This window comes from Nocardia ninae NBRC 108245, assembly GCF_007990755.1.
Classification (GTDB): domain Bacteria; phylum Actinomycetota; class Actinomycetes; order Mycobacteriales; family Mycobacteriaceae; genus Nocardia; species Nocardia ninae.
In genome coordinates this window covers 15,238-41,822 of the sequence record NZ_BJXA01000061.1, presented here as the reverse complement: position 1 = coordinate 41,822, position 26,585 = coordinate 15,238, and the positions used below count along the sequence as shown (strand labels likewise).

The window sequence follows — 26,585 nt, the reverse complement described above, 5'->3', positions numbered from 1 at the left end:
CACGGACAGTCAGCGGAACAGGCGGAAGAACCCGCGCACCTGCTCGACCAGCGACTCCGGTTGTTCCAGCGCGGCGAAGTGGCCACCATGCGGCAGTTCCTCGAACCAGCGCAGGTCGGTGAACCGCAGCTCGGCCTCCCGCCGCGACGGGCGGGTGATGTCGCGCCGGTAGACCGACAGCCCGGATGGCACGGTCACCTTGTCCCGGAAGTCGGCGAAGCTCTCCCAGTACAGGCGCGCCGACGACGTGGCCGACGCGGTGAACCAATAGACCGAGATCTCGTCGAGGATCGTCTGCCGCGACAACGCGTCCTCGGGATGGCCGTCGTTGTCGGTCCACGCCCAGAACTTCTCCGCGATCCAGGCGGCCTGCCCCGCCGGGGAGTCGGTGAGGCCGTAGCCGAGCGTCTGCGGCCGGGTCGCCTGGATCGCCGAGTACCCCCGGCCGGTGCGCCGGAACTCCTTCTCGGCCAAGAGATTCGCCCGCTCCGCGGGCGTCGGGTCGTCGAACGTGCCCGCCGCCACGGATCCCAGGTTCAGGTGCACGCCGGCGACCCGCTCGGGCGCCACCTCGCCCAGCGCGCCGGACACTGCCGAACCCCAGTCACCGCCTTGCGCGCCGTACCGCTGGTAACCCAGCGACACCATCAACGTGTCCCAGGCGCGCGCGATGCGAGTGATGCCCCACCCGGTCGTCGACGGCTTGTCACTCCAGCCGTACCCGGGCAACGACGGCGCGACCACGTGGAACGCGTCCGCCGGGTCACCGCCGTGCGCGCGCGGGTCGGTCAGCGGGCCGAGGACCTCCAGGAACTCGAGCACCGAACCCGGCCACCCGTGCGTGAGCACGAGCGGGAACGCGTCCGGCTCCGGCGAGCGGACATGCAGGAAGTGGATGCCGAGCCCGTCGATCGTGTCGCGGTATTGCGGGAACACGTTCAGCCGCTCGGCGAACCCGAAGTCGTAGTCCTCGGCCCAGCTGCGGCACAGCTCCTGCGCATACGCCAGCGGCAAACCCTGTGACCAGTCGTCCACCGGCTCGGGCTCGGGCCACCGCGTCCGTCGCAATCGTGCACGCAGGTCCGCGATCTCGGCTTCGGTGATGCTGACCTCGAATGGCTCGGCGGACATGGCGAGGCTCCTTACTGGTCAAGGCGATATCGGATCAGATGGAAGTGGACCGTCATCGCGGGCTCCCACGCGTGGCGTCGAGACTTCCGGCCGGCGTCACCATGAATGTTAACCGGGCAAGACTCTGATACGTTCAGCTTGTGGACGATGGACTCGGAGACCTGCTGCATCGTGTGGTGTACCTGCTCGGCGAGGCCGCGCGGCGACGCGTGGACGACTCGGAGGCGCTGACATACAGCCAGATACGCCTGCTGGGGACGTTGGAAGAAATCGAGCCGGTGACTCAGCATCAGCTGGCGCAGGCGCTGGCGGTGTCGGACCCGGCGGTCAGCCGGGCCCTGCGCCCGCTGGAAACAGCCGGATTCGTCGCGGTCGAGCCCGACCCCGAGCACGGACGGCGACGACTGGTCAGCACCACCGAAGCCGGCCGCAACGCCTTTCACAGCAGCGACAGACCGCTGCAGAACGAGCTGCGCGACGCGCTGCTCGCAGCGGGCTTTCCGTACGAGCGCTACCTACGCGACACTGCCGCGCTGGCCAAACTTCTCGAGCCACGCCGATAGCCCGGTCCGACACCCGTAACCGATAACCCTGAGTCTTGACTGGTTAATATTAACCATGCAACACTCAACTTCATGAACGAGATGCCTTACCTCGCCCAGTCGGCCTTCCCCCTGATCTGGATAGTGATCGCGGTGGTCGGCGCACTGATCCGAACCCAGCACAGCCCCTCCCGTGCCGCCGCCCTGGAAACCTGGCAGCGATGGTGGGCCGTGGCCGCACTCGGCTGCGGCAGCCTGTGGATGACGATCGCCTTCCTGACCGTCCCGGACGCGATGGCCACCGCAATCGGCTTCAACCAGAGCCCGTTCCAATTCGAGATCGCCTTTGCCAACCTTGGACTCGCCGTCATGGGATTCCGCGCCGCCTCGGCCACCGCCCGCGAGCGCATCACCATCGGCCTCGGCGCCGGAATGTTCCTGTGGGGCGCGGCGATCGGCCACCTCTACCAGTGGTTCGCCAACGGCGACCACGCGCCCGGCAACACCGGCGGAGTGCTGGTCTACGACCTGCTCCTCCCCGCGGTCATGATCATCCTCGCGCTCCGGTCGCAACAGCTCGCCATTACCGAGCGGCCCACGTTCGCGCCCGCCTGAAAGCCCACCGGCGCCGTAACCTGAGGAGCTCCCATGCACCATGACGCGACCGGCCAGAGTGCAGGCCTATCACCGCAGCGAATCGGCGCGTTCGCCGACGCCGTTCTCGCCATTGCGATAACCCTGCTCGCCGTCGAGATCAAGCGGCCCCAGGACGAGGATCTCATCGATGCCGGCGCCCTGGCCGCGTTCCTCTGGCACGAACGGGCTTCTTTTGTGGCGTTCCTGCTCGCGTTCTGCCTGCTGTGGGCGGTGTGGCGCCGCCATCACACGTTGATCGAGGGGGTGGCGCTGCTGGATCGGCGCACTCTCGCATGGCATGCGCCGCTGCTGCTTTTGGTCGCGATCCTGCCGTATTCGACGGCGGTGTTCGGGCACGCTCCGGACAACAAGCTTGCCGTCTGCCTCTTCGCTGTGACGTCGGCGCTGCTCTTCGCCAGTGAGGGTGTGGTGCGAGATCTGGCCGCACGACGATCCACACTGGCCGAACACATCGTTGCCGCTGATCTGCGTACCAGCGCCGATGCCTCGTCCGCCGTCGCCGCACTCTTCTTCGCCACGGCCGCACTCGCCTGGGTCACTCCGTACGTGTGGTACGCCTGGTTTCTCGCACCGTTGTCGGCCGCTTTCGGGGGACGGCTGATCGATCGCGTGCGCGGAGCCATTTCGGCCAACTGAGTCACTGGATGCCCCAGGGACCTGCAGCGCAACGGCGAATTCTGCGCGATGCCGGGACGGGTGCGGGGCTCGATCAAGCCACCAACCGCGCGAGCTCGTTAAGGATCTTGAAAGGTCCCGTGCCTATGCTTTGCGTCGTATCAACCGAAAGATACTCGGCAACAACAGAATTTGTTGCCAATCCACATCACGGTTGGCGGCGGGGAGTCGCCTTGGAGGGGAACAAAACTATGTTCACACGTATTGCCTTCGGCGCCGCGATCGCGGTCTGTGCCGCCGGTCTCGGTCTCGGAATGAGCGAGGCATCAGCAGCCCCAGCGACTGATGGAGTGCACAGCGCATCGACGTATTTCGCCGCCTCCTGCGCCGGCAGGGACATTCCCGGTTACCGGTGCCTGAGCTGTCCCCCGAATGCGGGAGGAGCCTGCACGTACGAGCGGATACCCCCGACGCCGAAGAGTGGGCCTCCCAAGTCCGGACGCGGCAACTAGTCAGGTGTAGCGGCAGCCGCTGCGGACGGTGGCCTTCGGTGACCCGGGCGTGCACGCGGTCGTACGCGCCCGGGCGCATCGTGCGCGCGGTCGCTCCCGGGCACTGGTCGACGAAGAGAAAGTGCCGAAACCGTTGTGCCGCAACGGGGTTGCCGGATGGTCATCCGCCACGCCGGAACAGACTCGTGCCGCAGTCACATGCGCGCGCTGCCCGCGCCGAATCGGCGGGCAAACCTGTACTGCGCAACAGCTTCCACTGTTCGTCGAGCGCTGATTTCGAGTAGTCCGACGCGGATGCGACATGAGCCCGACTCGCGCATACCCAGCATTCCCGAAGTATCGAACATATGTTCTATCTTGCGGTAGGCTGCCTCGCGTGAACATACATTCGACCGCGCTGGCGCCGGATGCCCGGACACCGGGATGGGCGGAGCTGACCGATGCCGACCTGCTGCGCACCCTCGTCGAAACCGAACGCCGCCGGAGGCGACTGGATGCCGCCATGCGCGCGGCCGTCGCCGAAGCCGAGCGTCGCGGCCTCGCCGCGGACACCGGCTATCCGGACACCGTGGAGCTATTGACCGACCTGCTGCGGATCAGCGTCAACGAAGCGCGGCGGCGCATCGAACACGCGACTCCGCAGGTCCGCTCGCGCCCCAGAAAGATGTGGAGAGTGCTGGCGGCCGCAAGCTGAGGTCGAACGCCGGTTCCGCGAGCCCTACTCGGAGGGCCGCGAGTACCGACTGTCCGATCACCGCGCAAGCGCGGCGACGCCTATCGGAACCCGGTGGGTTCCGTGAGGGCGAGGTCGAGCAGGCCGGGGAACCGTGCGTCCAGGTCGGCGCGGCGCAGGGTGAGGTAGAACTTGCGGCCGACGCGGCGCTGATGGATTATCCCGGCTTCGCGCAGCGCTCGCCAATGGTGCGTCAGGCTGGATTTGGGTTCGCTGGGCAAGATTTCGCCGCAGAAACGTTCCTCACCGTCGGCCAGGGCGTGGACGGCCTCCATGCGCACCGGGTGACCGAGCGCGGCGAGCACGTCGACAAGACGGATCGCGGTTGTCTCGGGGTGATACAGGTCGACCACTCCCCCACTGTACGTGATCTTCGTACGATGGATTGACTTCCCGCTCCGATTGTACGAACATCTCGTACTATCAACGGTACGAGAAATTCGTACTATCGAACGATGTGTGAGGAAGTCACCATGCCCAGCAGCACCGCGCCCGAGATGTTGTCCGACGCCGCCCTGGCCGCGTCGCTGGCGGGCGGGTTCACCAGCCACGTCGCCGAGGTCAACGGTGTCCGGCTGCACTACGTCGACGGAGGAGCGGGCACTCCACTGCTGTTGCTGGGCGGCTGGCCACAGACGTGGTGGCAGTGGAACAAGGTGATGCTCGCGTTGGCACGCCGCTACCGCGTGATCGCAGTCGACCTGCGCGGCATGGGCGGTTCGGACAAGCCGGTCGACGGCTACGACAAGAAGACGATGGCCGCCGACCTCCGCAGCCTGGTCGCGCACCTGGGATTGGCGTCGGTGAGTATCGCCGGACACGACATCGGCGCGATGGTGGCCTATGCCTACGCGGCCAACCATCCCGATGCCACCGACAAGATCGCGCTGCTCGACGTGCCGCACCCCGACGCGGGCTGGTCACAGTTCGGGCTACTTCCAGAACCGGATCAGCACCTCGATTCGGTGATCGAGGCCGGGAACCGTTCGTATCTCTGGTGGTTCGCGTTCAACCAGGTCCAGGGCCTACCCGAACTGCTGCTCGGTGACGGCCGCGTCCGGCTGCTGATCGACTGGCTGTTCGGCCGCCAGGCCAAGGATCCGGCCACCATCGACGAGCACTCACGCCAGGTCTACACCCACGCCTACGCCACCGCCGACGCCATCCGCGCCGGGAACGGTTGGTACCGCACCTTCAACCAGGACATCGCCGACGAACGCGGCTACGGCCCGATCACGGCGCCGATCCTCGCGCTCGGCGGCGACGAGAGCAACTACGAGTACCTGCGAAACCTGATGCCCACCAAGGGAACCGACGTCACCGTGGTAGAGATCGCCGACTGCGGCCACTATGTCCCCGAAGAACAACCCGACGCCGTGATCGAGGCCCTGGTCGCCTTCCTCGGCTGACCACCCTAATGCGCGCAGGTCGCGCATTCGCCGACCCGATGCTCACTTGTCCTTGCCGATCTCGACGTCGACAACCACCCCGTAGTGGTCACTCGGCCAGACTCCATCGGTGGGCCGGTCGAAAGCGAGCTGCGCGGCACGAATCTCGCAGCGCGCCTTCGGATGTGCATGCCATGAGCCGGTGAATACGTAGTCCAGCCGACGTCGATGTCCGGGCTGCCGCACGATCTGATCGAATAGTGCCGCAGCAGTGGCGTTGTCGACGCTCCAGGTATGGCCCGGTCCGTCACCGGCCACCTCCCATGCATCGTGGTAGTGCACGCTGCGCCCGGAAATCGATTGGCGGCCGGTGAGATAGCGGATGCTTGCCGCGTCGGGATCGGCGTTGAAATCACCGGCGATGATCGTGGGCAGGTCGGTGCGGTGCCGGGCATCGAGATCGCTGAGGGCTACGGCTTGCTGCTCGCGGACGGCCCCGGCATCCAATCGCCAAGCGGCCGTGGTGGATACGAACAGCACCTCGCCTTCGCCCGGCAATGGAACTTTGGCCGCCACCGTGCACCAGGGGACATCCCCGGCACCCCCCAGGCGCAGATCGAGCACTTCCACGACCTGGTGGGGCCAGCGGCTGGCCACCGCAGTCCCGCCGTAGCGGTCGACGAACGGCGGTGTGTACGCCATCACCTCGGCTTGGTGGGTGCCGTGCAGCTCGGTGCCGTCCAGCAGCACGTCGAGCTGCTCGGTATCGACGACTTCCGACAGTGCGACGAGGTCGGGGGCCAGACGACGCAACTCCTGGTTGAGCAGGGCCGGTCGGCGGGGGTCACCCTCCTTGTTCTGAACGTTGATCGTGACGATGCGTAAATGCATTGTTGCTCAGGCTTTCTGAACTCGCGGCCGGTCAGCCGACGATCGTGGCCAGGTCGACTGCGGGATCGGTGAGGCGGTCGACCTCGGTGTAGGGATGGTCGCGGATGATCCGTTGCCACTGCTCGAATTCGCGGCTCCGGCCGACGCACGCCGCCGCTACCAGGCGGTCGTCCTTCCAGAACAGGGCGGAGAAATCCAAGTCCCCCGGTTCACCGCGGACCGTGCAGCCGCGCTCGCCGTAGACGTCGGCGGCGTCGGGCCACCCGCAGATTTCCAGTCGTGTGCCGAACTGCTCGGACGTCGCCGAGGGGACGGGAGCGTAGGAAGTCTTGTTGCCCAGCATGTTCCGTGCCGCAGCGGTCGCCTGCTCCATGGCATTGCCGTAGTGCTCGATGCGGTGGAGCCCGCCGAGCAGCGGATGGGTGATGGTGGTGACGTCACCGGCCGCGAAAACTCCCGGCGCGGAGGTACGGCACCATTCGTCGACGACGATGCCGTCGCTGACGGCGATGCCCGCGCGTTCGGCCAGCCGGGTCGCCGGCACCATCCCGACCGCGGCGACGGCGAGGTCGGCGGACCAGTTGGTGCGCCCGTCCTCCGCTACCGCGACGACACCGTCTTCGGTTCGGCTCACCCGGCCCAGCCGCACACCCAGTCCGAACCGCACACCGTTGCGACGATGCAGCGCAGCGAACAAACCACCGAGCCACGGCGGGACTATACGGCCCAGTGGTGCGCCGGCGACTTCCAGGACGGTGACCTCACAGCCGAGCGAGCGGGCCGTGGCCGCCACTTCCAATCCGATCAGTCCCGCTCCGACGACCAGCAGCGAGCGCCGTTCGGTCAGTTCCGCGCGCAGCGCGAGCGCCTCGGGCAGGGTGCGCAACGTGCGCGCACCGTACATTCCCGGAAGCTGCCGGGCTCGGCCACCGGTGGCCAGTAGCAGCTGGTCGTAGCGCACGGACGAACCGTCATCGAGAGTCAGCGTCCGTGCGGCGGGATCCAGCTCGTGCACACAGATTCCGGTGCGCAGGTCGATGTCGTTGTCCGCCCACTCCTGGGGTGGCGCCACGGCGATGTGCTCCGGCTCGGCGTATCCGGCCAGCAAGCCCTTGGACAGCGGCGGCCGCCAGTACGGTTGGCGCGGCTCGTCGCCGATCACGACGAGCGGGCCCGCGTAGCCTTCCGCGCGCAGCGTCTGGGCGGCAGTGGCGCCGGCCAGACCAGCTCCGACGATGACGAGGGGATCCGAGGAGTTCATGGTTCGAACGCTAAGCCTGGATGCCTCATGCCTGCCAAGACCAGTTCTGCCATAAACTCATGCTCCTGAAGGCATCAGCTGGGCGGCACACGGAGGAACCGGATGGACCTACTGCAACTGCGCTACTTCCAAGCGGTCGCCCGGCGCGAGCACATCAGTCAGGCCGCCGCGGAGTTGATGGTGGCGCAGCCGTCGGTGAGCCGAACGATCGCGCGGCTGGAGAAGGAACTCGGCGTCCCGCTGTTCGACCGCGTGGGACGGCAGGTGCGGCTCAACGCCTTCGGCGTGACCTTCCTGCACCGGGTCGACCGTGCACTGTCCGAACTCGATGACGCACGTAGCGAATTGGCTGACGCGGCCGGGCTCGACCACGGCCGCGTCACGGTCGCCGCGGAGACCCTGCTGACCATCACCGGCTTGCTCGCCCGGTTCCGCGCCGAGCATCCGGGCGTCGATGTCCGCCTGTTCCAGTCGAATGCCGAAACCATGCAGCGGCAGCTCGCCGATCGCGAGGTCGACCTGTGCTTCGCTTCGCAACCGCTGGACGGCCCCGCGCTGCGATCCGTCGAATTGTGGCGCGAGAAGGTGCTGTTGGCCGTGCCGCTCGCGCATCCGCTGGCCGCACGCGACCGAGTCACCATCGCGGAGTTGGCCGATGAGCACTTCGTCACCTGCCGCCCCGGCTACTGGCCACGGACCTTGCTCGACCGTCTGTTCACCGAAGCCGGACTGCACCCGTCGATCTCGTGCGAGGGTGACGAGCCCGGCGCGACCGGCGATCTGATCAGTGCCGGGCTCGGAATCGGGCTTGTCCCAGCGGGTTCGAGGCAGGCGGCGCCCCGCTACCCGGTGGGCTGGCTGGAAGTCGACAACCCCGGCTGCGAGCGCGTCTTGAACCTGGTGTGGCGGACGGACACCTACTTGTCGGCGGCCGCCCGGCAACTGCGTGACCGCGCGCCCATCTTGCAGTAGGCCGACGACACGTGACCGCACTCCCCTCCCCCGAATTCACCTGTCGCCCATCATTATTCGCGAGAAGGAAGCAAGAGCTCCCAATCCGGTATTGCGCCTTCAGCAGGGGCGCACGTAGGGAAGCGACGGGAGCAGGTCATGCCAGGTTCGCTCGTCGACGTGTACCGCGGCGGAGTCGCACAGTTCCGCGGCGACCGCTTCCGGTGCCGAGTACCACAGGGCGGACAGTTGGTCGCCGATGCCGAGCAGGCGGGACTCGTCGCGCGGGTCGAAGCGCAGAAACCACGTCGAGCCGATTCTCGCCTCGATCGGGTCACCGAGTGGCTCGATATCGGACGGGTCGGCGATGTTCCACAGCCGGGCGACACCGTCGTCACCGCCGGAGGCCAGGCGGCTGCCGGATTGATCGATGGTCAGGGTCCGCACCGCGTCGGTGTGGGCGCGGATCGCGTCGAGTTCGCGGATCCGGGCCGGGTCGGTGATGTCCCAGGAGCGGATCATGCCGTCACCGTCGGCACCGAAGAGGGTCTTGCCGTCCGGGGCGAAGGCCAGTGCTCGCACGATCGCCGCGCGGCTGCCCGGCAGGGTCACGACCGGCCTGCCCGGTTCGGCCGTGTCCCACAGGTGAATTCGCGCGTCCTCGTCGGCCGCCGCGACGAGTCGACCATCGGGCGCGAAGGCCGCGAGTTCGATCGCACTGTCGTATCCGGTCGACAGTTGCCCGAGCGGGCGTCGGTCGGTCACGTCCCACAGCTGCAACGATCGGCGGTCGACTCCGGTGAGCAGACGGTCCCCGCTCGGGTTGAACGCGATCGGGCCGCCGAGACCGGCGCCGGGCAGCGCACCGATCGGGGCCGGCCGCGCCGGATCGGCGAGATCCCACAGCCGCACCTCACCGCTGCCCGCGGTGGCCAGCAGCGAACCATCCGGCCGCAGCGCGACTCTGGCCCCACGCCGGTCCGGCGGTGCGCCCGCGGGCAGCTCGCTCAGCAACCGGGTGTCGAACGGGGTGCTGACATCCCACAGGGCGATCTGTCCGTCGTGCAGCCCGCTGGCCAGCACCTTGTTCGCCCGATCGAAGCTGACCGAACTGAGTGAGCCCGCGAACGCGAGGGCGAGATTCCCGCGCGCATGGCGCCACGTCCGGATCCGTCCGTCCCAGCCCGCGGTGACCATCTGGGTGTCCGAAACGATCACGAACGACCGGTTCGTGCCGCTGTTGCCACTCTGCTCCCGCCCGATCGGAGACACTCCATCGGGGCGGCTGGTATCCAAATTCCGCACGGCGCCGTCGGCGTCCGTCGTGACGAGCAGTCGCCCGTCCTGCCAGAATTGCAGCGAGGCGATCGCGACCGGACGGGTCTGTTTCCGGCCGACCAGCCGTGGCAGCGCTGGATCGGACACATTCCACACCTGCACCACCCCGTTGCCGGTACCTACCGCGAGCCGACCACCCGGGCCGAAGGCGATGGCCTGCACGGCGCCTTCGCTGTCGAGCGGTGCACCCAGCGGGATCGGCTGTTCGGGGTTATCGATCGACCAGAGCCGGACGGTGCGGTCTTCACCCGCGGTGGCGAGGACCGGGGCGTCCGGGGCGAGCATCAGGGATCGTATTCCGTTGGCGTGCGCGGCAACCGGCGCTTCCAGCCGCCGAATAGCTTGTGGTGTCTCGACATTCAGGAAGTTCAGTGTTCCGTCGACGGCTCCGGCGACAACGGTGCGACCGTCCGGCAGGAAGGTGACCGAGGTGGTGGCCGTTCCCACGTCGAACTCACCGAGCCTGCCCGCCTCGGCCGGATTGTGGATGTCCCAAAGCCGCACTGTGCCATCGCTACCCGCGCTGACCAGCACCCGCCCGTCCGGACCGAACGCCACAGACTCGACATGACCGCGATGACCGGTCAGCGCCGGTCCGGCCGCGGTGATCGCCTGCGGATCCGACAGATCCCACAACCGGATGAGGCCATCGCTGCCCGCACTGGCCAGCCACTTCCGGTTCGGGCTCACCGCGAGCCCGCGGACGAGTCCGTCGTGCGCCGCCACCGATGCGATGTTCAACGGCAGCAACTGCATCGCGAGCAGGCGTGCCCGCGCGGCCGGATCATCGGGACTCAGCCGATATGCGGCCAGTGCGAGCTGGGTCGATAGCCCGGGGTCCACCCCATCGATGCGCTGCGATTCCTCGATCAGCTGGCCGAGCACGACGTCCTTGTGCTCCTGCGCGACGGATGCGCGCTGGGTGATCACGACCACCGAAAGCACCAGTGCCACAACGGTCAACGCCGTAACGGCGGCGAAGATCAACCGCCGCCGCACGGCGCGGGTGCGCTGCTGTTCCGACGCCGCCGCGACGAACTCCTTCGCGAGCCGGTTCGCGGAATCCGTGCGCCGCATCCACGCGGCCGCGTCCTCGAGCCTGGTCCGCGAATAGAGCAGCGACACCGGCCGACCCTGGCGGGCCCACTCGCGTGCGTCCGCTTCGATGCGCTGGCGGACGGGTGCGAGTTCCTTCTCCTCGGACAACCATTCGACCATGCGCGGCCATCCGGTCAGCAGCAGATCGTGGACCACTTCGACTTCGTCGTTGCGCTGCACGATTATTCGCGCGCGAATCAGCCGGGCGATGACCGCGCGCGTCGCCTCCGGATCGGCGGACTCGGCGATGAGCAGTTCGACCGGCATCCGGTCGCGCACCGCCGCGGTCGGCCCGATGATCGTCAGCGCGACCAACACATGCCGGGCGGCGGCGCGTTGCCGATCGGTCAGCCGGGACCAGAACTTCTCGGCGCCGACCGCGCTCACGCGGGCCAACCCGCCCGCTTCGCGATAGGCCTCCAGCGTCAGCGTTTTGCCGCGCCGGTTGGCCCACGTCGCGGCCAGCGCGAAGGACAGCAGCGCGAGGCGCACCGAACTGTGCGGTTCGATGGCGTCGAGATCCTGCAGCAGCGTGTCGACCAGGCTGTCCTCGATACGCAACCCGGTGACCTCGACAGGCCGGACGATCGCCTCGCGGAGTTCGGCCGGTGTCATCGGGTCGAGCACCATCGCGTGGGCCCGCAGCACCGTCATCAGCAGCGGATATCGCAGCAGTTCGGGGAGATGCGCGGCATCGAACGCGACGACCACGGTGGTAGGCGGCTCGATGCCGGGCGCGGCGAGTGCCGCCAGTACGGCCAGGAACTGTTGCCGCAGAGCGTCATTGCCGCATCGGGTGAAGAGCTCCTCGCCCCGGTCCACCACCAACAGGCAGTGACCGGGTGGCCGCGCGTCGAGTGCGGCGGCGAGTGCGGCCATCGGATCGTCGCCCGGTGTCATGGTGATCGGTGTCCGTGGACCCGAGGTGGCCTGTAGCCCGGCGGCGAGTAGCGAGGACTTGCCGACACCCGAAAGGCCCAGCAGGACAGCCATTGCCGGGCCGCCGCCCGATTCCGCATCGGAAATCAGTTGGAGCAGCCGCTGTTTCGCTTGTTCCCGACCGAAGAACAGGTCACTGTCCTCGGTTCGGTACTCCAGTAGCCCGCGGAAGGGCTCGCGACCGATATCGATACTCGGCGGCTCGACCTTCGCCGCCTCCCAATCCGCACGCCAACGCGCCAGATCCAACAAGGTCGCGTCGATGGACGGATTGGCAGCGGCACGCCGCTTCGCTTCCCCGATCAACACCTCGAGCACCGACTGGATCGAGCCGAACGTGGCGGGCGTGCGGTTGCCGCGCCGCCAGTCGCTGATCCGCTGGGCGGTGACCCGGCCGCCGTCGCGGGCCTGTTCGTTCGCGGCGCGGACCACCGATTTCACCGGTGGCGCGCCGGCCGCGGCGAAAAGCCGGCCGAGGCGGGCGGCGAAGACGCGGCGGCCTTCGGCTCGGCTCGGCCCGCTCGGTGCTGAACCGCCCTGGGAGTGCGCGGTGCGCTCGTCCACCGGTGGGCTATCGCCGCGGGGGCGGGGTTGTGAATTGTGGGCAGATCAGCGAACAAGACAATCGCATGTGCTCCACCGAGGTGTCGGGTTGTGGAACCGAGCCGAGGTCGTGCTGCGGCCGAGTGGAGTGTCCTCGGGCTGCTTGCCATCGAGCACGCTTTCGGCGCCACCGGGCGCACCCGGTCGAGCGGCACCCAGATCGTACCAGCCGGTTTGCTCCGCGCCGGTGGACACGACGAGGCACACCGCGGATGCAGTCACGGTGTGCCTCGCGCGCCCATCATGGGACTGTCTACAGCCCCATGAGGATTGCGTTCTGCACCGCGGGGACGAAGCCCAGCGTGCCTGCCAGCATCAGGCCGACGCCCAATCCGACGTGCCGGTGCCGGTTCCACCAGCCGACCGGGCCGACACGGGGCTCGTGACAGTGGGCGATGGTGTCGTCGTCGGTGGCGTTCTGCTCGTAGTAGCCGAAGCAGACCGGTGCGGCGGCGGCGTCGAGCAGTCCGGCGAAGGGGGCGGTGCTGCTCGGCGCGGATCTCGTCTCGAACATGATCGAATCTCCTATGCTGGTCGGGATCAGCTGATGGCGTCGGTCCAGGGATCCATCAGGGCGTTGTAGACGTCCTTGGTGAAATCACCGCGGCCGACCAGGTCGCCGAGCACCGCCGCGGTGACCGCTCGGTTGATCGTGCTGAGCGCCCCTACCCCACCGAGCGAGGCGAGCAGCCCGCCGAAACCTTCGGCGCCGCCCGAGATGGCCGGGGTAATCGACTGTCCGGCAATCAGTCCCGCGATCTGTACGGCGCGGGTGCGGCCGAACTCCTTTGCCGTCACGGCCGCGATCGCCGCGGTCTGGGTGTCGGCGGTCGAGGTACGGAAGCTCGCCAGCAGCCGCTCGATGCTTTCGTTGGCGGACGGCCCTGCCGTGAACCCGGCGTCCTTATTGGCGTTGAGTTTCGCCATTTCGTCGGGGGTGAGCTGGGCGGCGCGTTCGACGATCCGCACGACATCACGCCACTGCGGGCCGTAGAGATACTCCAGGTGCAGGGCTGGGTCGGAGGTATCGAAGCCGGCTTCGGCATTGTTCGTCTCAGGGTTCATCTTTGACTCCGAGTTCGTTGTAGGAGAGAGGGTTTCGGTTCGGTGCGTGCTCATACGGACACCGTGACCAGACGACGGTCGTCCTGGTTGGTGGTGCGCCCGTCCGCCGCACCGATGCCGACCAGCGGGAGCTCGGCCTCAGCTGCCGCGGGCTGCGGGGCCAACGCCTTCTGCAACGAGGCGATCAGATCCTCGAGGCTCGCGGTGTCCTGGATGTCGTCGAGGAACTGGGTTCCGGTCGGGGTCATGCCGCTGTCGGAATCCCCGCGCTCGGTGTTCTGGTCGCGCCAGGCCCGGATCGCGGAGATGAGGTAGGACTTCACATCCGGGATCGACAGCCCGACCAGCGGCACCACCACGATGACCGCCAGCACGAGCAGCGGCAGCACGACCACCAGCGGCAGGAAACCACCGGCCAGCAGCAGCGTCGCCGTCGCGGCCAGCAGCAACGGAGCGCCGAACAGTGCCGCCCCGCCGACCAGCGCCGCGCCACCCACCGCCGCCGCCAACGCAGCCGCGCCGAGTGCGGCAGCAGCACCGACCGGCACCGCTATCGTCAACAGCGTCGCCAGCAGTGCCAGCGTCAGCAGAACCGCCAGTGCTGCAGGCACTCCCAAGGCGACCAGCGGCAGCCCGATCACCGCCACCGCCACGGCACCGGCCGCGAACACCGAAGCCGCCACAGCGGCGATCGCCAGCAACGGCAGGGCCGCAAGCGCCAGCGCAAGCAAGCCGCCCGCACCGAGCAACGCGACAACCGCGCCGAACGCAATGGCGCCAACCACGAGAGGCGCGATAGTGAGCGCCGCCAATGCGACCGCACCCGCGGTCAGCAGCGCGACCGTCGTCAGCACCGCACCAACCGCCAACGCCCCCAACACCAGCGGCGTCGCCACCGCCAGCGCGGCAATCGTGACAGCCACCGCCAGCGCAAACGCACCGAACGCGATCAACCCGGGCGCGGCCAGCGCGGCAGCCACAGCCGCTGCGATTGCACCCAGAGCACCGAGTGCCACGAGGCCCGGCAGAGCCAGTGCCGCAGCCACGGCAACCGCACCGAAAGCTAAGGCTCCCAACACAATGGCTGCCGGAATACCGAGCGCGGCGGCCGCGGCGGTGGCAAGCAACGCGAGTGTTCCGATTACCGCCCCCATGCCCAACGCGATCAGCACAGGCAGGGCCAGCGCAGCGAGCCCGATCAGTACCGGCGACGATAGGGCCGCCAGCGCGACCGCGCCGACCGCCAGCAGTGCGCCCGTCCCGATAACAACACCCACCGCGAGCACACCGAGCACAACCGGTGCCGCTAGCAGAGCTAGCACCGACAGAACGGCAGCGCCCGTAGCAAGCAGTGCGCCCGTCCCGATGACCGCACCAATACCCAACGCGCCCAGCACAGGCAGCGCCAGCGCAGCCAGCCCGATCAGCACCGGCAACGCCACGGCCGCCAGCGCGATCGCCCCGACCGCCAGCAGCGCGCCCGTCCCGATAACAGCACCTACCGCGAGCAACACCGGCACCGCAACCACAGCCAGCGCGGCGAGAGCGAGCGCACCCGTGGCGAGCAACGCGCCCGTTCCGATTACTGCGCCGATTGCCGACGCGCCCAACACAACCAGCACAGGCAAAGCCAGCGCGGCGAGGGCAAGACCGCCGAGCACGATCGGCACCGCGAGCGCGGCGAGGGCGACCGCGGTGACCAGACCGCCGAGCGCGGCCAGGACGGGTGAGCCCAGTACAGCGGTGATGACGAGCGCAGCGAAGGCCAGGCCGGCCAGGATGACCAGCGTGCCGACGGCGAGTCCGGCGAGGGCGACCACCGAGGCAGTCACCGCGGCGGCGACCACGATTGCCGCGACCACTGCGATGGCGGCGAGAGCGACCAGCGCGGGAATTCCGGTCCAGCCCGCCAGCAGCACTACTGCTACCGCACCGAGGGCCAGTACGCCGAGGGTGACGGCGGTGCCGAGGGCGATCGCGCCGAGCGCGGCCAATCCGGTGAGGGTCGCCGCGACGACTGTGACCACGGCGGCCAAGGCCAAGGCGGCCAGGCCGATCGCATTCGCAATACCGAAGACGGTCAACGCGATCACCGCGGCGAGGGCGAGCGCACCGAGTACAACCGCCCCGACCACCCCGATGGCCGCGAGCGCGATCAGTGCGGGCACGCCCGTCCAACCGAGCAGCAGCACCACGGCCACCGCGGCGAAGGCCAGCACCAAGGTGGTCACCACACCGGCCAGCGCCAGCGCACCGAGGGTCACCGTCCCTGCCAGACCCAACCCGAGCGCGCCGAGCACGACCACCGCGACCACAGCCAGCGTCGCCAGCGCGACGGCCCCGAGGCCGAGGAGAACCGGTGCCGCCACCAACGCCAGCGCGACCGCGCCGAGCGCCAACGCCGTAAGCGCAACCGCGCCCGCGGCAACCAGCGCCCCGATCCCGACAACAGCAGCCACCGCAAGCACCGCGAGCAGTACCGGTGCCGCAACCACAGCCAGCACAGCCGCACCGGTAGCAAGCAACGCCACCGTCCCGATAACAGCACCTATTGCCAACGCGCCCAACACAATCAACGCAGGCAGCGCCAGCGCGGCGATCGCAAGCGCACCAAGCACAAATGGCGCGGCGATCACGGCAAGCACCGCCGCCGCAATGGCGAGCCCCACCACCGCCGCAACCGCAAGCGCGCCCAGTACGAACGGCGCGGCAAGCAGAGCAAGTACTCCGGCGCCGACAACCAGCGCCGCAATCACCGGCAGCGCCACCACAGCGATCGCGACCACCGCGGCGATCGCCAGGGCGGCAAGTACGAACGGTGCCGAGACGACAGCGAGCGCGACCAGTGCCGCGATCGCGGCCAAGGTGACAACGGCGGCGACTGCGCCGAATGCGAGCAGCGCGGGTCCGCCGAAGACCGCGATCACGACCAGCGCAGCGAAAGCCAGTGCCGCAAGGGCGATCACACCACCGACAGCGAGGGCAGCGAGTCCAACGACTGCCGCGACAACGAACGCGGCCACCACGGTCAGCGCGGCCACCACACCCGCCGCGACAACGATCGCCGCGACCGCAGCGATGGCGCCGATGATGAGCAGCGCGGGCAACCCCGTCCAGCCCAGCACCACGAATACGATCACCGCGGCAAGCGCCAGCACCCCGAGCGTGGCGGCCACCCCGAGCGCGATGGCACCGAGCGCGAGCGCCGCAGGCAATCCCAGCGCGAAGAGCGCAGCCAACGCAGTAAAGGTGACCGCACCGATCACGATCAACGCGGCCAACGCAAGCGCGGACAACGCGATCGTCTCCACCACAGCGAACACCGTCAGCGCGACGACCGCCGCAAGGATCAACGCACCGAGGGTCACAACGCCGACGAGCGCGAGCGCGGCGAGTGCGACCAACGCGATCGGCCCGGTCCACCACAGCGTCAGCACGACCACGAGCGCGGCGAAGCCGAGCACAGCCACCGTTGCCACCGCGGCAAGACCCAGTGCGCCCAGCGTCACGATTCCGGCAAGACCGAGCCCGACCAGACCGAGCACGACCAGCGCAGGCAACGCCACGGCCGCGAGCGCGATCCCGCCGAGCACCACCAGAACCGGCAGCGCGACAACAGCCAGCACGACTCCGAGGACGATCAACGCGGGCAGCGCCACCGCGGCCAGCACGATGCCGCCGACCAGCAGCACACCGATAATCAACGGCGCGGCCAGCAGCGCGACGGCACCGATCGCCAGCGCGGCAACAACACCGACGATCACCACTGCGGCGAGCACCGGCAGTGCCAGCAACGGCAAGGCCGCCTCACGGCGACTGTTGATCAACCCACTGTCCAGCACCAGGTTGCGGATTTCGGTCAGCACCGGTGCGAGCGCGGTATTCAGCGAGCCGACCGGATCCGCGATGAGCTGCCTGATCCCTTCGGCCAAGCCCTGCAACGGATCTGCGCCACCTACGGTCTGCCCGAGCATCGGCGTGAGCAGATCGCGCAACGCCTGGGTGGGGTTCGGCCCGTCCTTCGGGAAGTCGAACAGGGTCTGCGCCTGGTTGATCAGGTCCTCGATCGGCGAGCTGATCGGGTCGCGCCGCGTGCCCGCCTGTTCGATCGCCTGGTTGACGAAGGCGAGCATGTCTTCGACGGGCCCGCGCAGCGGCCCACTCGGGAAGGTCTTGTCGGCCCAACCGGCCAGCTGCTGTAGATCGACACCGGTGCTGATCACCTGTTCCGCAACGGCCGCCATTTCGGTGACCTGCGAGGGAACGAAGCCGAGCGGGCCGGCCGCAGGAGCAGCGCCGGGTACCGAAGCAACAGGTTCCGCCGCCGCCGCGGCGAGCGGCGCCGCCGGTGTGGTGAACCCGCGAATCATGCTCCCCGCGTTTTCGGCCGGGGTGCCCGCGGTGACGTTGTCCAGCGCGTTAAGCGCCTGATCCACCATGTTCTGCCCGGCGGGACCGAAATTGGTTGCGACGTTGCCGAGTTCGGGCACGGCCGCACCGATGTCCGGAACGGATTCGCCGAACTCGGTGATCGCCCCGCCGACCGCGTCCCCGAGACCGGGCACGGCGGAGTTCAAGCCGGGGACGAGCTCACCCGGATTAGTCGGGATCGGCGGAAACGCGGGCGCTTCCGCCGACGCCCGGCCGGTCGACACCATCACGGTGGCCAGCGAGGCAAACGCGGCCGCCGCATAAAGGCCGCGACGATTCCGTTTCACTGCCTTGCGATGTTTTGCACCTTGTTTGGTGGTCCTGGAACGCTCGTGAGTTACCGACATGAGGAACCTTTCGATCGAACAGGAATGCAGCGAGGACCCAGCCGAGAGGGACTGGGCATGCCGAGCTCGGAGCGAGCTCGCTGAACGAAAAGGAGTTGGCGGGTCAGACCGGGCCGTATTCACCGGTCGCGCACACTGCCCGGGACCACCCGCCGTCAGCACCCACGGTGGTCCCGATTCGGGTGTGCAGTACGCCGCCGATATCGCGGCACCTGATGTACGCGTGCTGCCCGACCCCCGCCCCCGGTTCACAGGTGATCGTGAGCTGGTTCGGCACCGCGTAGTCGGAACTACATCCGGCGGGCGGCGGGTCGGCCGCCGCGATGCCCGAGACGAACGCGGAGCAGACGATGGTCGGCAACCACACCACAGCTAATACCTTGCAACTGCTGGCGATGTTCATGCGACCAGAGTCGGACCGCCGAGCAAACCGCGTCAACCAGCAAACCAGGCAGATTTCATATCCTCGCAGCTCAAGGCACATGGACAACTAATCCCACGCGGATTTTCGTAACCAAAAACTGACACAGAAACCCTTGACATTCACCGCCAACAGGGTGAATGCGACTGCAGTGTGACTGCATCAGCGATCTTCCAGCAACATCAACCGAAGTCGGCAATCGACAATCACCGAGAGGTCCGAACCACGTATCGAAGCCCGTTCGCCACTCCCCCGCGCAATGCGATCCGGCGTGCCCGTCGCGACTCCGCGCTCTACCGCAACGACCCGGCTCTCAGCCCCACTGAAGTGTCAAATTTTCACTGCTACGCTCGCGCAAACCGGGTTGGCGACACGAGGGTCCCGACCGCGACAACAGACGCGCCAGCAGGCCGAGCGAGGAGACCGATGGACCTCCAGGAGCAGTTCGATCAGGCCGACCCGGAGGTCCGCTCCCGGATCCAAGCCAGCTTCGACCGCCAGGGTCTGATGCGGCATCTCGGCGCGCAACTCGGGCATATCGGGCCGGGGCGCGTGCATATCCTGCTCCCCCACCGTCCAGAAGTGACCCAGCAGCACGGATACATCCACGCCGGTGCGACCAGCGCGATCGCCGACAGCGCGGGCGGCTACGCGGCCTTCACCCTCTTCCCGGATGACACCTCGGTGCTCACCGTCGAATACAAAATCAACCTCCTCGCACCTGCGTCCGGCGATCACCTCGAAGCCGTCGGCACGGTCCTCAAACCCGGACGCACCCTGACCGTCTGCCAACTCGAGGTATTCGCCGTACGAGGGGACGAGCGATCACTCATCGCAACGGGACAACAGACCCTGATCTGTCTCCCCGCGCGCCCCGAACAGTGACCACAGGGAAAAACCCGCACCCGACGTGAATCAGGTGCGGGCCACCCCTCGACCTATGCGGCGCTTCGTCGAAATCCGACTACAACGCCCTGTCTTTGGTCTCCACCAACGCCTTGGTGCAGAAGAAACTCACCAGCGCGAGTCCGGCCATCATGTAACCGATCGCATTGCTGCCGTAGGCCGACGCGAGCGGTGTGGCGATCAGCGGCGGAATCGCACCGCCGAGCACACCGGCCAAGTTGTAGCCGAGCCCGGCTCCGGTGTACCGATAGCGGGTCTGGAACATCTCCGGCAACAGCGCCCCGCACGGCCCGTACGCGACACCGAAGATCGCGAGGGTGGTCAGCACACTGATCACGAAGGCGGGGCGAGAACCGCTGTCGAGCAGCGGGAACAGCGCCAGTGACCAGACCACCGCGAGCCCGGACGAGACCATGATGACCAACCGGCGACCGAGCCGGTCCGAGTACAGGGCCGAAACGACGATCGCCGCACCGAATACCGCCGCGGCCGCGATACCGACGGTCAGCACGAACGGCCGACTGAAGCCGAGGGTCTTGGTGCCGTAACTGGTCAGGAATGCGGTGCCCATATAGAAGAAGGCGAACAGAATGGCCAGCGCGCCTGCGGAAAGCAGGATTTCCTTGGTCTGGAACCGCCAGGCTTCGAGGAACGGCAAGCGCGCGGGCGTGGGGTCGAGGGCGCGTTGGGTCGCGTTCGCCCGAAACACGGGGGTCTCGTCGATCGCCAGCCGCACATACAACCCGATACCGACCAGGACGATGGAGAAGACGAACGGGATCCGCCAGCCCCAGTTCAGGAAATCGTCGTTCGTGTCACCGAACAGCGTGCCGGTGATCAGGAAGGTAGCGCTGGAAAGCGCGAAGGCGAAAGCAGGCCCGACTTGCGGGAACATGGCATAGAGGCCGCGTTTTCCGGGCGGTGCGTACTCGGCTGTCAGCAAAGTGGCACCGGCCCACTCGCCGCCGACGGCGAAGCCTTGACCGAAGCGCAGTAGCACCAGGATCAGCGGTGCCGCGACGCCGATGGTGGCCGCCCCGGGGAGCAGGCCGATCAGCAAGGTGGAGATACCCATCAGCAGAAGCGTGGAGACGAGGGTCTTCTTGCGGCCGATCCGGTCCCCGAAATGCCCGAAGACCATGGCGCCCACCGGCCGGGCGACGAAGGCCACGGCGAAAGTCGCGAACGAGGCGACGGTGCCCGCCGTCGATCCGAGCGCCGGAAAGAACACCTTCGGAAATACCAGCGCTGCCGCGGTCCCGTAGATGAAGAAGTCATAGAACTCGATGGTGGTGCCGATACAGCTGGCGATGGCCACCCGCCGCACACTGGTGCGGCTCGTCGTCACCGTTGTCCGTTCTGGCGACAGTCTTTTCATACGTTCCTCATCTCGTGCACCCTGCGCCGTCCAGGCGGGACGCGGGGTGAGTGGGACCATAGTGATGCAGGTCACTCGTCGACTACCCCTCAACGGGGGTGGTCCCGCTGCCGGTGGACGCATTCGCAATCGTTTGCAAATTGTCTTCAATAATGCCCAAGCGATGTGAAAGCCCTTTGATCTTTTGAACTCCGAACAACAAGCGCGACAGTGGAGAATCACGAGAAATGAGACATGCATCCCGTTGCGCGGAGCCATATTTCATGGCCTGCGCAATGGCGATCAAGTCCCGTCAGATAGCCCTGACCTGCGTCAACAAGCTATCGGTGGTGCCACGGACCTGCGGCTTTGCCAATCGCAATGCGACCCGGCCAGAATTCCCGGTGAATGTCAACGACTTACGCGAGCCAGCCATCCGAAAAAGGCCGGTATGGTCGAATCCATGGAGTGGAACTTTATTGCGGCAGAACAGCTTTTGGCGGCGTTGCGTGCGGGTGAGGTGACGTCGGTGGAACTCACCGACGAGGCGATCGCTCGTATCGAACGCGACGACAAGCTGATCAACGCCATCTGCGTGCCGGACTTCGATCAGGCGCGAAAAGCCGCCCGCGCCGCCGACCAGGCGCGCGCTCGCGGCGAAGATCGGCCCTTGCTGGGTATTCCGGTGACGGTCAAAGAGTCGTACAACATGGCCGGCCTGCCCACCACCTGGGGCATACCTGAGCACCGGAACTATCGGCCGACCGAAGACGCGGTACAGGTGTCACGGCTCAGGACCGCGGGCGCGGTGATTCTCGGCAAAACCAATGTGCCGCACACGTTGCGAGATATCCAAAGCTTCAACGAGATCTACGGCACCACCAACAACCCGTGGGATCACGCGCGCACAGCGGGTGGCTCCTCCGGCGGCTCCGCGGCGGCCTTGGCGTCCGACTTCGGCGCGCTGTCCATCGGCTCGGATATCGCCGGTTCACTGCGCACGCCCGCGCATTTCTGCGGCATCTACGCACACAAGCCGACCCTCGGGCTGGCCGCTGCCCGCGGCATGGTCGCGCCGCCCGCCTCCGCATTGCCGGTCGAGCTGGACCTCGCGGTTGTCGGCCCGATGGCGCGCACCGCCCGCGACCTCACGCTGCTGCTCGACGTGATGGCCGGACCGGACCCGCTGACGCTCGGTGTGGCCTACGGCTTGACGCTGCCGCCGGCGCGCCACGACCGGCTCCGCGACTTCCGGGTGTTGGTCCTGGACGACCATCCGGCCATTCCCACCAGCTCCGCTGTGCGAGCGGGCGTGCGAAGAGTCGCCGACGCGCTGGTCGAGGCGGGCGCCCGCGTCGAACGGCACAGTCCGCTGCTACCCGATCTGACCGAGGCCGCGACGCTCTACATGCAGTTGCTGATGTCGAACGTCGCTGCGAGCCATACCGCCGAGGCGTACGAGCAGCTGGTGCGCCACGCAGCCGGATTGAGCGCCCAGGACGAGAGTCTCGATGCGGCGCGATTCCGCGCCATGGTGTTCAGCCACCGCGAGTGGATCGAGGCGAACAACCGTCGCGAACTGCACCGCCAGGGCTGGCGTCAGCTGTTCGGCGAGTTCGATGCGGTGGTGTGTCCGATCACGCCCACTCCCGCCTTCCCCCACAACCACGGCACGGGTATAGAGGAACGGCAGATCGATATCGACGGCGTCGACTACCCGTACTTCGACCAGCTCGTGTGGGCCGGGGTGGCCACCATGCCCGGCCTGCCCGCCACCGCCATCCCCGCGGGCCGGTCCCCCGAGGGTCTGCCGGTGGGCGTGCAGCTCATCGGCCCGATGTTCGAGGACCGCACGCCGCTGCGGCTGGCCGAACTGCTCGAGCAGCAGATCGGCGGCTTCCAGGCACCGACGGGCGGCCACATCTAGGCCGTGTCCGCGCACGGATGGCGCGGTGCCGCCGGTAGCGTTGGCGTCCATGTCGAGCGGTGGCAGCAGTACCACAGCAATCCTGGCCGCGCTGGGCGCCAACGCCGGTATCACGCTCGCGAAGTTCGTCGGCGCGGTGCTGACGGGTTCGTCGTCGATGCTGGCCGAGGCGATGCATTCGCTGGCCGATACCGCCAACGAAGCCCTGTTGCTCCTGGGTAAGCGGCGGGCCGCCCATCCGCCGGATGCGGTGCACCAGTTCGGTTACGGCCGCAATCGCTACTTCTACTCGTTCGTGGTCGCGCTGGTGCTGTTCACCATGGGTTCCCTGTTCGCCATCGATGAGGGCATCACCAAGATCCGCCGTCCCGAGGAGCTCAGCTCGCCGGCGGTCGCGATCGCCATCCTGCTCATCGCGATGGTGTTGGAGACCTTCAGTCTGCTCACCGCGCGGCGCGAGTCCCAGCCGCTCAAAGGGCGTGGCAGTTGGTGGCAGTTCATCCGCACGTCGCGCAATCCCGAGCTGCCGGTGGTGCTGCTGGAGGACAGCGGGGCGCTGGTCGGGCTCGCCTTCGCGTTCACCGGTGTCGGATTGACCGTGCTCACCGGCGACGCCCGCTGGGACGGCGTCGGCACCCTCGCCATCGGCATCCTGCTCGGTGTCATCGCCGTGGTGCTGATCGTGGAGATGAAGAGTCTGCTCATCGGCGAGGGTGCCACGCCCGATGAAGATCGCGCCATCCGCAGCAATCTCGTCGACGAAACCCACTTCGACCGCGTAATCCACCTGCGCACCGAGTATCTCGCGCCCGATGAATTGCTCATCGCCGCGAAGATTGCCGTCCGACCAGGTCTGACCATCGATGACGTCGCCACCGCCATCGATGCCGCCGAGGCCCGCGTCCGCGCCGCCGTCCCCGCGGCCGGCGTCATGTACCTCGAACCCGACCTCTACCGTCCCGAACGTCCCTGAACGCACTGCGGCACAACCGGTTCCTATATTCCAGCACGAAATGTGTCGGTCCCCTGTGTCAGGCTTCCTTCTGGAACAACCTGGCCGGAGGAGATCGATATGGCCGCGACCGACGACAAGCCCGAAGTACGCCTCGTGGCGCACTGCCGCCGATGCCATGGCTGGCTGGTGTCGCCGGAATCGGTGTCGCAAGGGATCGGTCCGACGTGCGCGGTGCGCGAGCGGGCGGATCAGCGCGCCGCGGCGGCACGTGAGTTGACGCTGTTCGATATCACGGCGTCGGCGGCGTAGCTCCGGCGATCCGCCGGTTCACGACAGGAAGATCGGTCGGTCCACCTCGGGAATCCAGCAGTCGGCGGCCATATCTCGGTTGTAACTACTGCGGAAGTGGGCGATGAAAGGTGCGAGGCCCGGGTGCGTATTGGTGGTTTCCCAGAGCAATGCGTGGGGGTACGCCGGTGTCGGGTCGGTGATCGGGAGTCGTCGAATATTGGGGTTCCAGGGAGCGATGAACCCATCCCCGCTGAACGTCGCCAGTGTGTCCGAGCCGGCGATGCGATCGAGCATGGCATCGAAGCCCGCCAGTTTCTTCGCGTCGGAACCTGATTTGCTGCCGGGGTCGGGATCGGTGATCACCGTAATCCCGCTGAACTCAGCCAACTCTCGATAGAAGTCCGCCCACTCCGAGGGCACCGATGCGCCGGGCACCCAGATCGGATGCGGCACGACATCGGCCAGTGACACCGTCGAACGCCCGGCCAGCGGATGTCCCCTGCCCACCAGCATGTGCAGCGGCTCCACATACGCCGGTACGACACCGATGCCGGACGGCAACGGACGCGGCCCACCGTGCGGCCGAGCGAAAGCCCCGTCGGCGCGACCGCTCACCAGGGCGTCCCGCGAGGTGACGAACGCGTTGGACAGCACGATCTCGACATCCGATTCCGGATGCCGATCGAGGTAGTACTGGATCGACCGCGACGCCACCTGCCGCTCCCCCAGAATCGCGACACGCAACGGCCGCGGTTCCTGCCGCACCGAGGCGACCATCTCGTCCGCGGCAACCAGCAGCGACCGAGCGAACGGCAGCATCACCATCCCCGCAGCAGTCGCCTTGCCCGCCCGGCCCCGATCGAACAGCCGCACCCCGACCTGACGCTCCAGCTTGGCGATTCGCTTGGACACCGCCTGCTGGGTAATGCCGAGCATCGTCGCCGCATGACTGAACTGCCCCTCGTCGACGACGGTCACGAACGCCCGCACGGCCGCCAGATCGAGATCCGCCACGAAGTCTCCTTGTACGCCAGTTGGTTGCGGAATCGTAGCGTTGCCGTTGTCCGTCTATCAAGCGATCGGCCAGTGCCCGGTTTGCCAACTTCCCTGCAAGCCTGCGGGTTTACGGCCATGGACCCCAGTCAAACGCCCAACCCTGACTCTGCAGACGCCCCCAATGCCACAACCAAAAGTTGTGTCGGCGCGACAAGCGGTTGTTCGACCGTCCTGCCGTCAGTTCGCTTCGACGGTCTACGCGCGAGCGGAACTCGTACCCTCCAGGAATGGCCGAAACATATTCCGACACACCGGTGTCAGCCGAGACGAGGACCGTCATGATGGACTACGGCCAGTTTTATCTGACCGGCACCGCGGACACCAGCGAGGAGCTGCCCGAGGTAGTGGATCGCGCGAGCGACCACGGGCTGTACGCGATTACCGCAGGCGGCAACATCGTTGTCCTGAGCCCACATCAGTACAACTTCGCGATGCGGGTCGATCTCGAACTGTTCGACCGGCCACAGCATCCGGATCGGACGGACTGGCAGGTGGTCCTCGATGAGACCACCACCATCGATGACCGAGCACAGTTGTGGATCACCTCCGCCACCAGCACCTCCGACGTCCCGATCGCGATCGCTCCCGGTACCTATCACATCGAAATCAGCGGGCGTGGGCTACGTTTCGTCGGTCAGCCCGACTCGACCATGCCCGGCGATGTGTGGCGCGTGCGGATGTGGCCCGCCGACGAGCACGCCGAATATCCGCCGCCGCAGCGTTGGCCATGATCCGCCCGCCGCGTACTTCCGGCTGGCAGCGGTGAAATGGAACCAGTGCAGGTGGCCTCTCGACCGATGCCGACACCAGTTCCTCCTGATCGCCCGACCACCGGCCATTTGCGCCGAGAGGGATCCAGCGGGGTCGGCGCGCGACCCGACCCCGCGGTCGGCTCAGCGCTGGCGCCAGCTCAATGGGCCTGGCAGGTCGACGTTGTTCTTCTTGGTGCGTGAGTTCCATGACCACGGGCCGATTTTGATGCCCCACGAGGACAGGCCCGACTGAGTGAAGTTGAATTTCAACGGCCCGAAGGACTTACGTTGACGATATTTGAAGGGCATGGGAAACCTCTCTAGCTCTCCCCCAGGATAACCGACCCGTGTTGTCCCCTATGGCTTTCGCTGGTCATGGACGCGCGATGGCGGCGTGAGTGGTCTGATCAGCGCACCG

23 protein-coding genes are annotated in these 26,585 nt (G+C 67.3%); 11 read left to right on the top strand and 12 right to left on the bottom strand.

Features of this window, described 5'->3' with window-relative positions:
- Positions 1-9: 9 nt before the first annotated feature.
- Complete coding sequence (locus NN4_RS32370) at positions 10-1,131, bottom strand: epoxide hydrolase family protein (protein WP_147139370.1); 1,122 nt, start codon at positions 1,129-1,131, stop codon at positions 10-12.
- A gap of 140 nt (positions 1,132-1,271) precedes the next feature.
- On the opposite strand from NN4_RS32370, the gene NN4_RS32365 reads away from it, so the two are divergent.
- The 4 genes from NN4_RS32365 to NN4_RS32350 all read left to right on the top strand — a co-directional run bounded on the left by NN4_RS32365 (position 1,272) and on the right by NN4_RS32350 (position 4,151).
- Complete coding sequence (locus NN4_RS32365; protein ID WP_147139367.1) at positions 1,272-1,694, top strand: MarR family winged helix-turn-helix transcriptional regulator; 423 nt, start codon at positions 1,272-1,274, stop codon at positions 1,692-1,694.
- Positions 1,695-1,766: 72 nt separating this feature from the next.
- Positions 1,767-2,288, top strand: coding sequence for a DUF6790 family protein (locus tag NN4_RS32360; RefSeq protein WP_147139365.1), 522 nt, complete (start codon positions 1,767-1,769; stop codon positions 2,286-2,288).
- A gap of 33 nt (positions 2,289-2,321) precedes the next feature.
- Complete coding sequence (locus tag NN4_RS32355; RefSeq protein WP_147139363.1) at positions 2,322-2,966, top strand: TMEM175 family protein; 645 nt, start codon at positions 2,322-2,324, stop codon at positions 2,964-2,966.
- An 867-nt stretch (positions 2,967-3,833) separates the two neighbouring features.
- Positions 3,834-4,151 carry a DUF222 domain-containing protein gene (locus tag NN4_RS32350; protein ID WP_246181199.1) on the top strand — a complete coding sequence of 106 codons (318 nt, stop codon included), beginning with the start codon at positions 3,834-3,836 and terminating at the stop codon, positions 4,149-4,151.
- 80 nt (positions 4,152-4,231) lie between these two features.
- Here the strand turns inward: NN4_RS32350 and NN4_RS32345 are convergent, their stop codons facing one another.
- On the bottom strand, positions 4,232-4,543 hold the full coding sequence (locus NN4_RS32345; protein ID WP_147139359.1) for an ArsR/SmtB family transcription factor: 312 nt from the start codon (positions 4,541-4,543) through the stop codon (positions 4,232-4,234).
- A gap of 102 nt (positions 4,544-4,645) precedes the next feature.
- Here NN4_RS32345 and NN4_RS32340 point away from each other — a divergent pair, with 102 nt between their 5' ends.
- Positions 4,646-5,599 (top strand): alpha/beta fold hydrolase, encoded by a 954-nt coding sequence (locus NN4_RS32340; RefSeq protein ID WP_147139357.1) that lies wholly within the window; start codon positions 4,646-4,648, stop codon positions 5,597-5,599.
- A 42-nt stretch (positions 5,600-5,641) separates the two neighbouring features.
- Here NN4_RS32340 and NN4_RS32335 read toward each other — a convergent pair whose 3' ends face one another.
- On the bottom strand, positions 5,642-6,469 hold the full coding sequence (locus NN4_RS32335) for an endonuclease/exonuclease/phosphatase family protein (protein WP_147139355.1): 828 nt from the start codon (positions 6,467-6,469) through the stop codon (positions 5,642-5,644).
- 31 nt (positions 6,470-6,500) lie between these two features.
- On the bottom strand, positions 6,501-7,730 hold the full coding sequence (locus NN4_RS32330) for an NAD(P)/FAD-dependent oxidoreductase (protein WP_147139353.1): 1,230 nt from the start codon (positions 7,728-7,730) through the stop codon (positions 6,501-6,503).
- Positions 7,731-7,832: 102 nt separating this feature from the next.
- Between NN4_RS32330 and NN4_RS32325 the strand changes: the two genes are divergently transcribed.
- Complete coding sequence (locus NN4_RS32325) at positions 7,833-8,702, top strand: LysR family transcriptional regulator (RefSeq protein ID WP_147139351.1); 870 nt, start codon at positions 7,833-7,835, stop codon at positions 8,700-8,702.
- 99 nt (positions 8,703-8,801) lie between these two features.
- On the opposite strand, the gene NN4_RS32320 is transcribed toward NN4_RS32325, so the two are convergent.
- The 5 genes from NN4_RS32320 to NN4_RS32300 form a co-directional block, all read right to left on the bottom strand.
- Complete coding sequence (locus tag NN4_RS32320; RefSeq protein WP_147139349.1) at positions 8,802-12,620, bottom strand: NACHT and WD repeat domain-containing protein; 3,819 nt, start codon at positions 12,618-12,620, stop codon at positions 8,802-8,804.
- Between the two features lie 292 nt (positions 12,621-12,912).
- Entirely contained in the window at positions 12,913-13,173 is a 261-nt protein-coding gene (locus NN4_RS32315; RefSeq protein WP_147139347.1) for a hypothetical protein, read from the bottom strand.
- A gap of 26 nt (positions 13,174-13,199) precedes the next feature.
- A complete protein-coding gene (locus tag NN4_RS32310) occupies positions 13,200-13,724 on the bottom strand; it encodes a hypothetical protein (RefSeq protein ID WP_135236555.1) in 525 nt (174 codons plus the stop codon).
- Between the two features lie 50 nt (positions 13,725-13,774).
- Positions 13,775-18,442, bottom strand: a complete 4,668-nt coding sequence (locus NN4_RS32305; RefSeq protein WP_147139345.1) for a hypothetical protein — start codon at positions 18,440-18,442, stop codon at positions 13,775-13,777.
- Between the two features lie 163 nt (positions 18,443-18,605).
- Complete coding sequence (locus NN4_RS32300; RefSeq protein ID WP_147139343.1) at positions 18,606-18,905, bottom strand: hypothetical protein; 300 nt, start codon at positions 18,903-18,905, stop codon at positions 18,606-18,608.
- A gap of 444 nt (positions 18,906-19,349) precedes the next feature.
- On the opposite strand from NN4_RS32300, the gene NN4_RS32295 reads away from it, so the two are divergent.
- Positions 19,350-19,808, top strand: coding sequence for a PaaI family thioesterase (locus NN4_RS32295; RefSeq protein ID WP_147139341.1), 459 nt, complete (start codon positions 19,350-19,352; stop codon positions 19,806-19,808).
- A 79-nt stretch (positions 19,809-19,887) separates the two neighbouring features.
- Here NN4_RS32295 and NN4_RS32290 read toward each other — a convergent pair whose 3' ends face one another.
- Entirely contained in the window at positions 19,888-21,207 is a 1,320-nt protein-coding gene (locus NN4_RS32290) for an MFS transporter (RefSeq protein ID WP_147139339.1), read from the bottom strand.
- A 442-nt stretch (positions 21,208-21,649) separates the two neighbouring features.
- On the opposite strand from NN4_RS32290, the gene NN4_RS32285 reads away from it, so the two are divergent.
- From NN4_RS32285 to NN4_RS32275, 3 genes are all read left to right on the top strand, one after another.
- Positions 21,650-23,113, top strand: a complete 1,464-nt coding sequence (locus NN4_RS32285; protein ID WP_147139337.1) for an amidase — start codon at positions 21,650-21,652, stop codon at positions 23,111-23,113.
- A gap of 49 nt (positions 23,114-23,162) precedes the next feature.
- On the top strand, positions 23,163-24,086 hold the full coding sequence (locus NN4_RS32280; RefSeq protein WP_147139334.1) for a cation diffusion facilitator family transporter: 924 nt from the start codon (positions 23,163-23,165) through the stop codon (positions 24,084-24,086).
- A gap of 99 nt (positions 24,087-24,185) precedes the next feature.
- Complete coding sequence (locus tag NN4_RS32275; RefSeq protein WP_107655802.1) at positions 24,186-24,377, top strand: DUF6011 domain-containing protein; 192 nt, start codon at positions 24,186-24,188, stop codon at positions 24,375-24,377.
- Between the two features lie 18 nt (positions 24,378-24,395).
- Here the strand turns inward: NN4_RS32275 and NN4_RS32270 are convergent, their stop codons facing one another.
- On the bottom strand, positions 24,396-25,373 hold the full coding sequence (locus tag NN4_RS32270; protein WP_147139332.1) for a LysR family transcriptional regulator: 978 nt from the start codon (positions 25,371-25,373) through the stop codon (positions 24,396-24,398).
- A gap of 269 nt (positions 25,374-25,642) precedes the next feature.
- On the opposite strand from NN4_RS32270, the gene NN4_RS32265 reads away from it, so the two are divergent.
- On the top strand, positions 25,643-26,146 hold the full coding sequence (locus NN4_RS32265; protein WP_147139330.1) for a hypothetical protein: 504 nt from the start codon (positions 25,643-25,645) through the stop codon (positions 26,144-26,146).
- A 162-nt stretch (positions 26,147-26,308) separates the two neighbouring features.
- On the opposite strand, the gene NN4_RS32260 is transcribed toward NN4_RS32265, so the two are convergent.
- The gene (locus NN4_RS32260; RefSeq protein WP_135236547.1) at positions 26,309-26,476 is read right to left on the bottom strand and encodes a DUF4236 domain-containing protein; all 168 of its coding nucleotides are present in this window, start codon (positions 26,474-26,476) and stop codon (positions 26,309-26,311) included.
- Between the last annotated feature and the right edge of the window lie 109 nt (positions 26,477-26,585).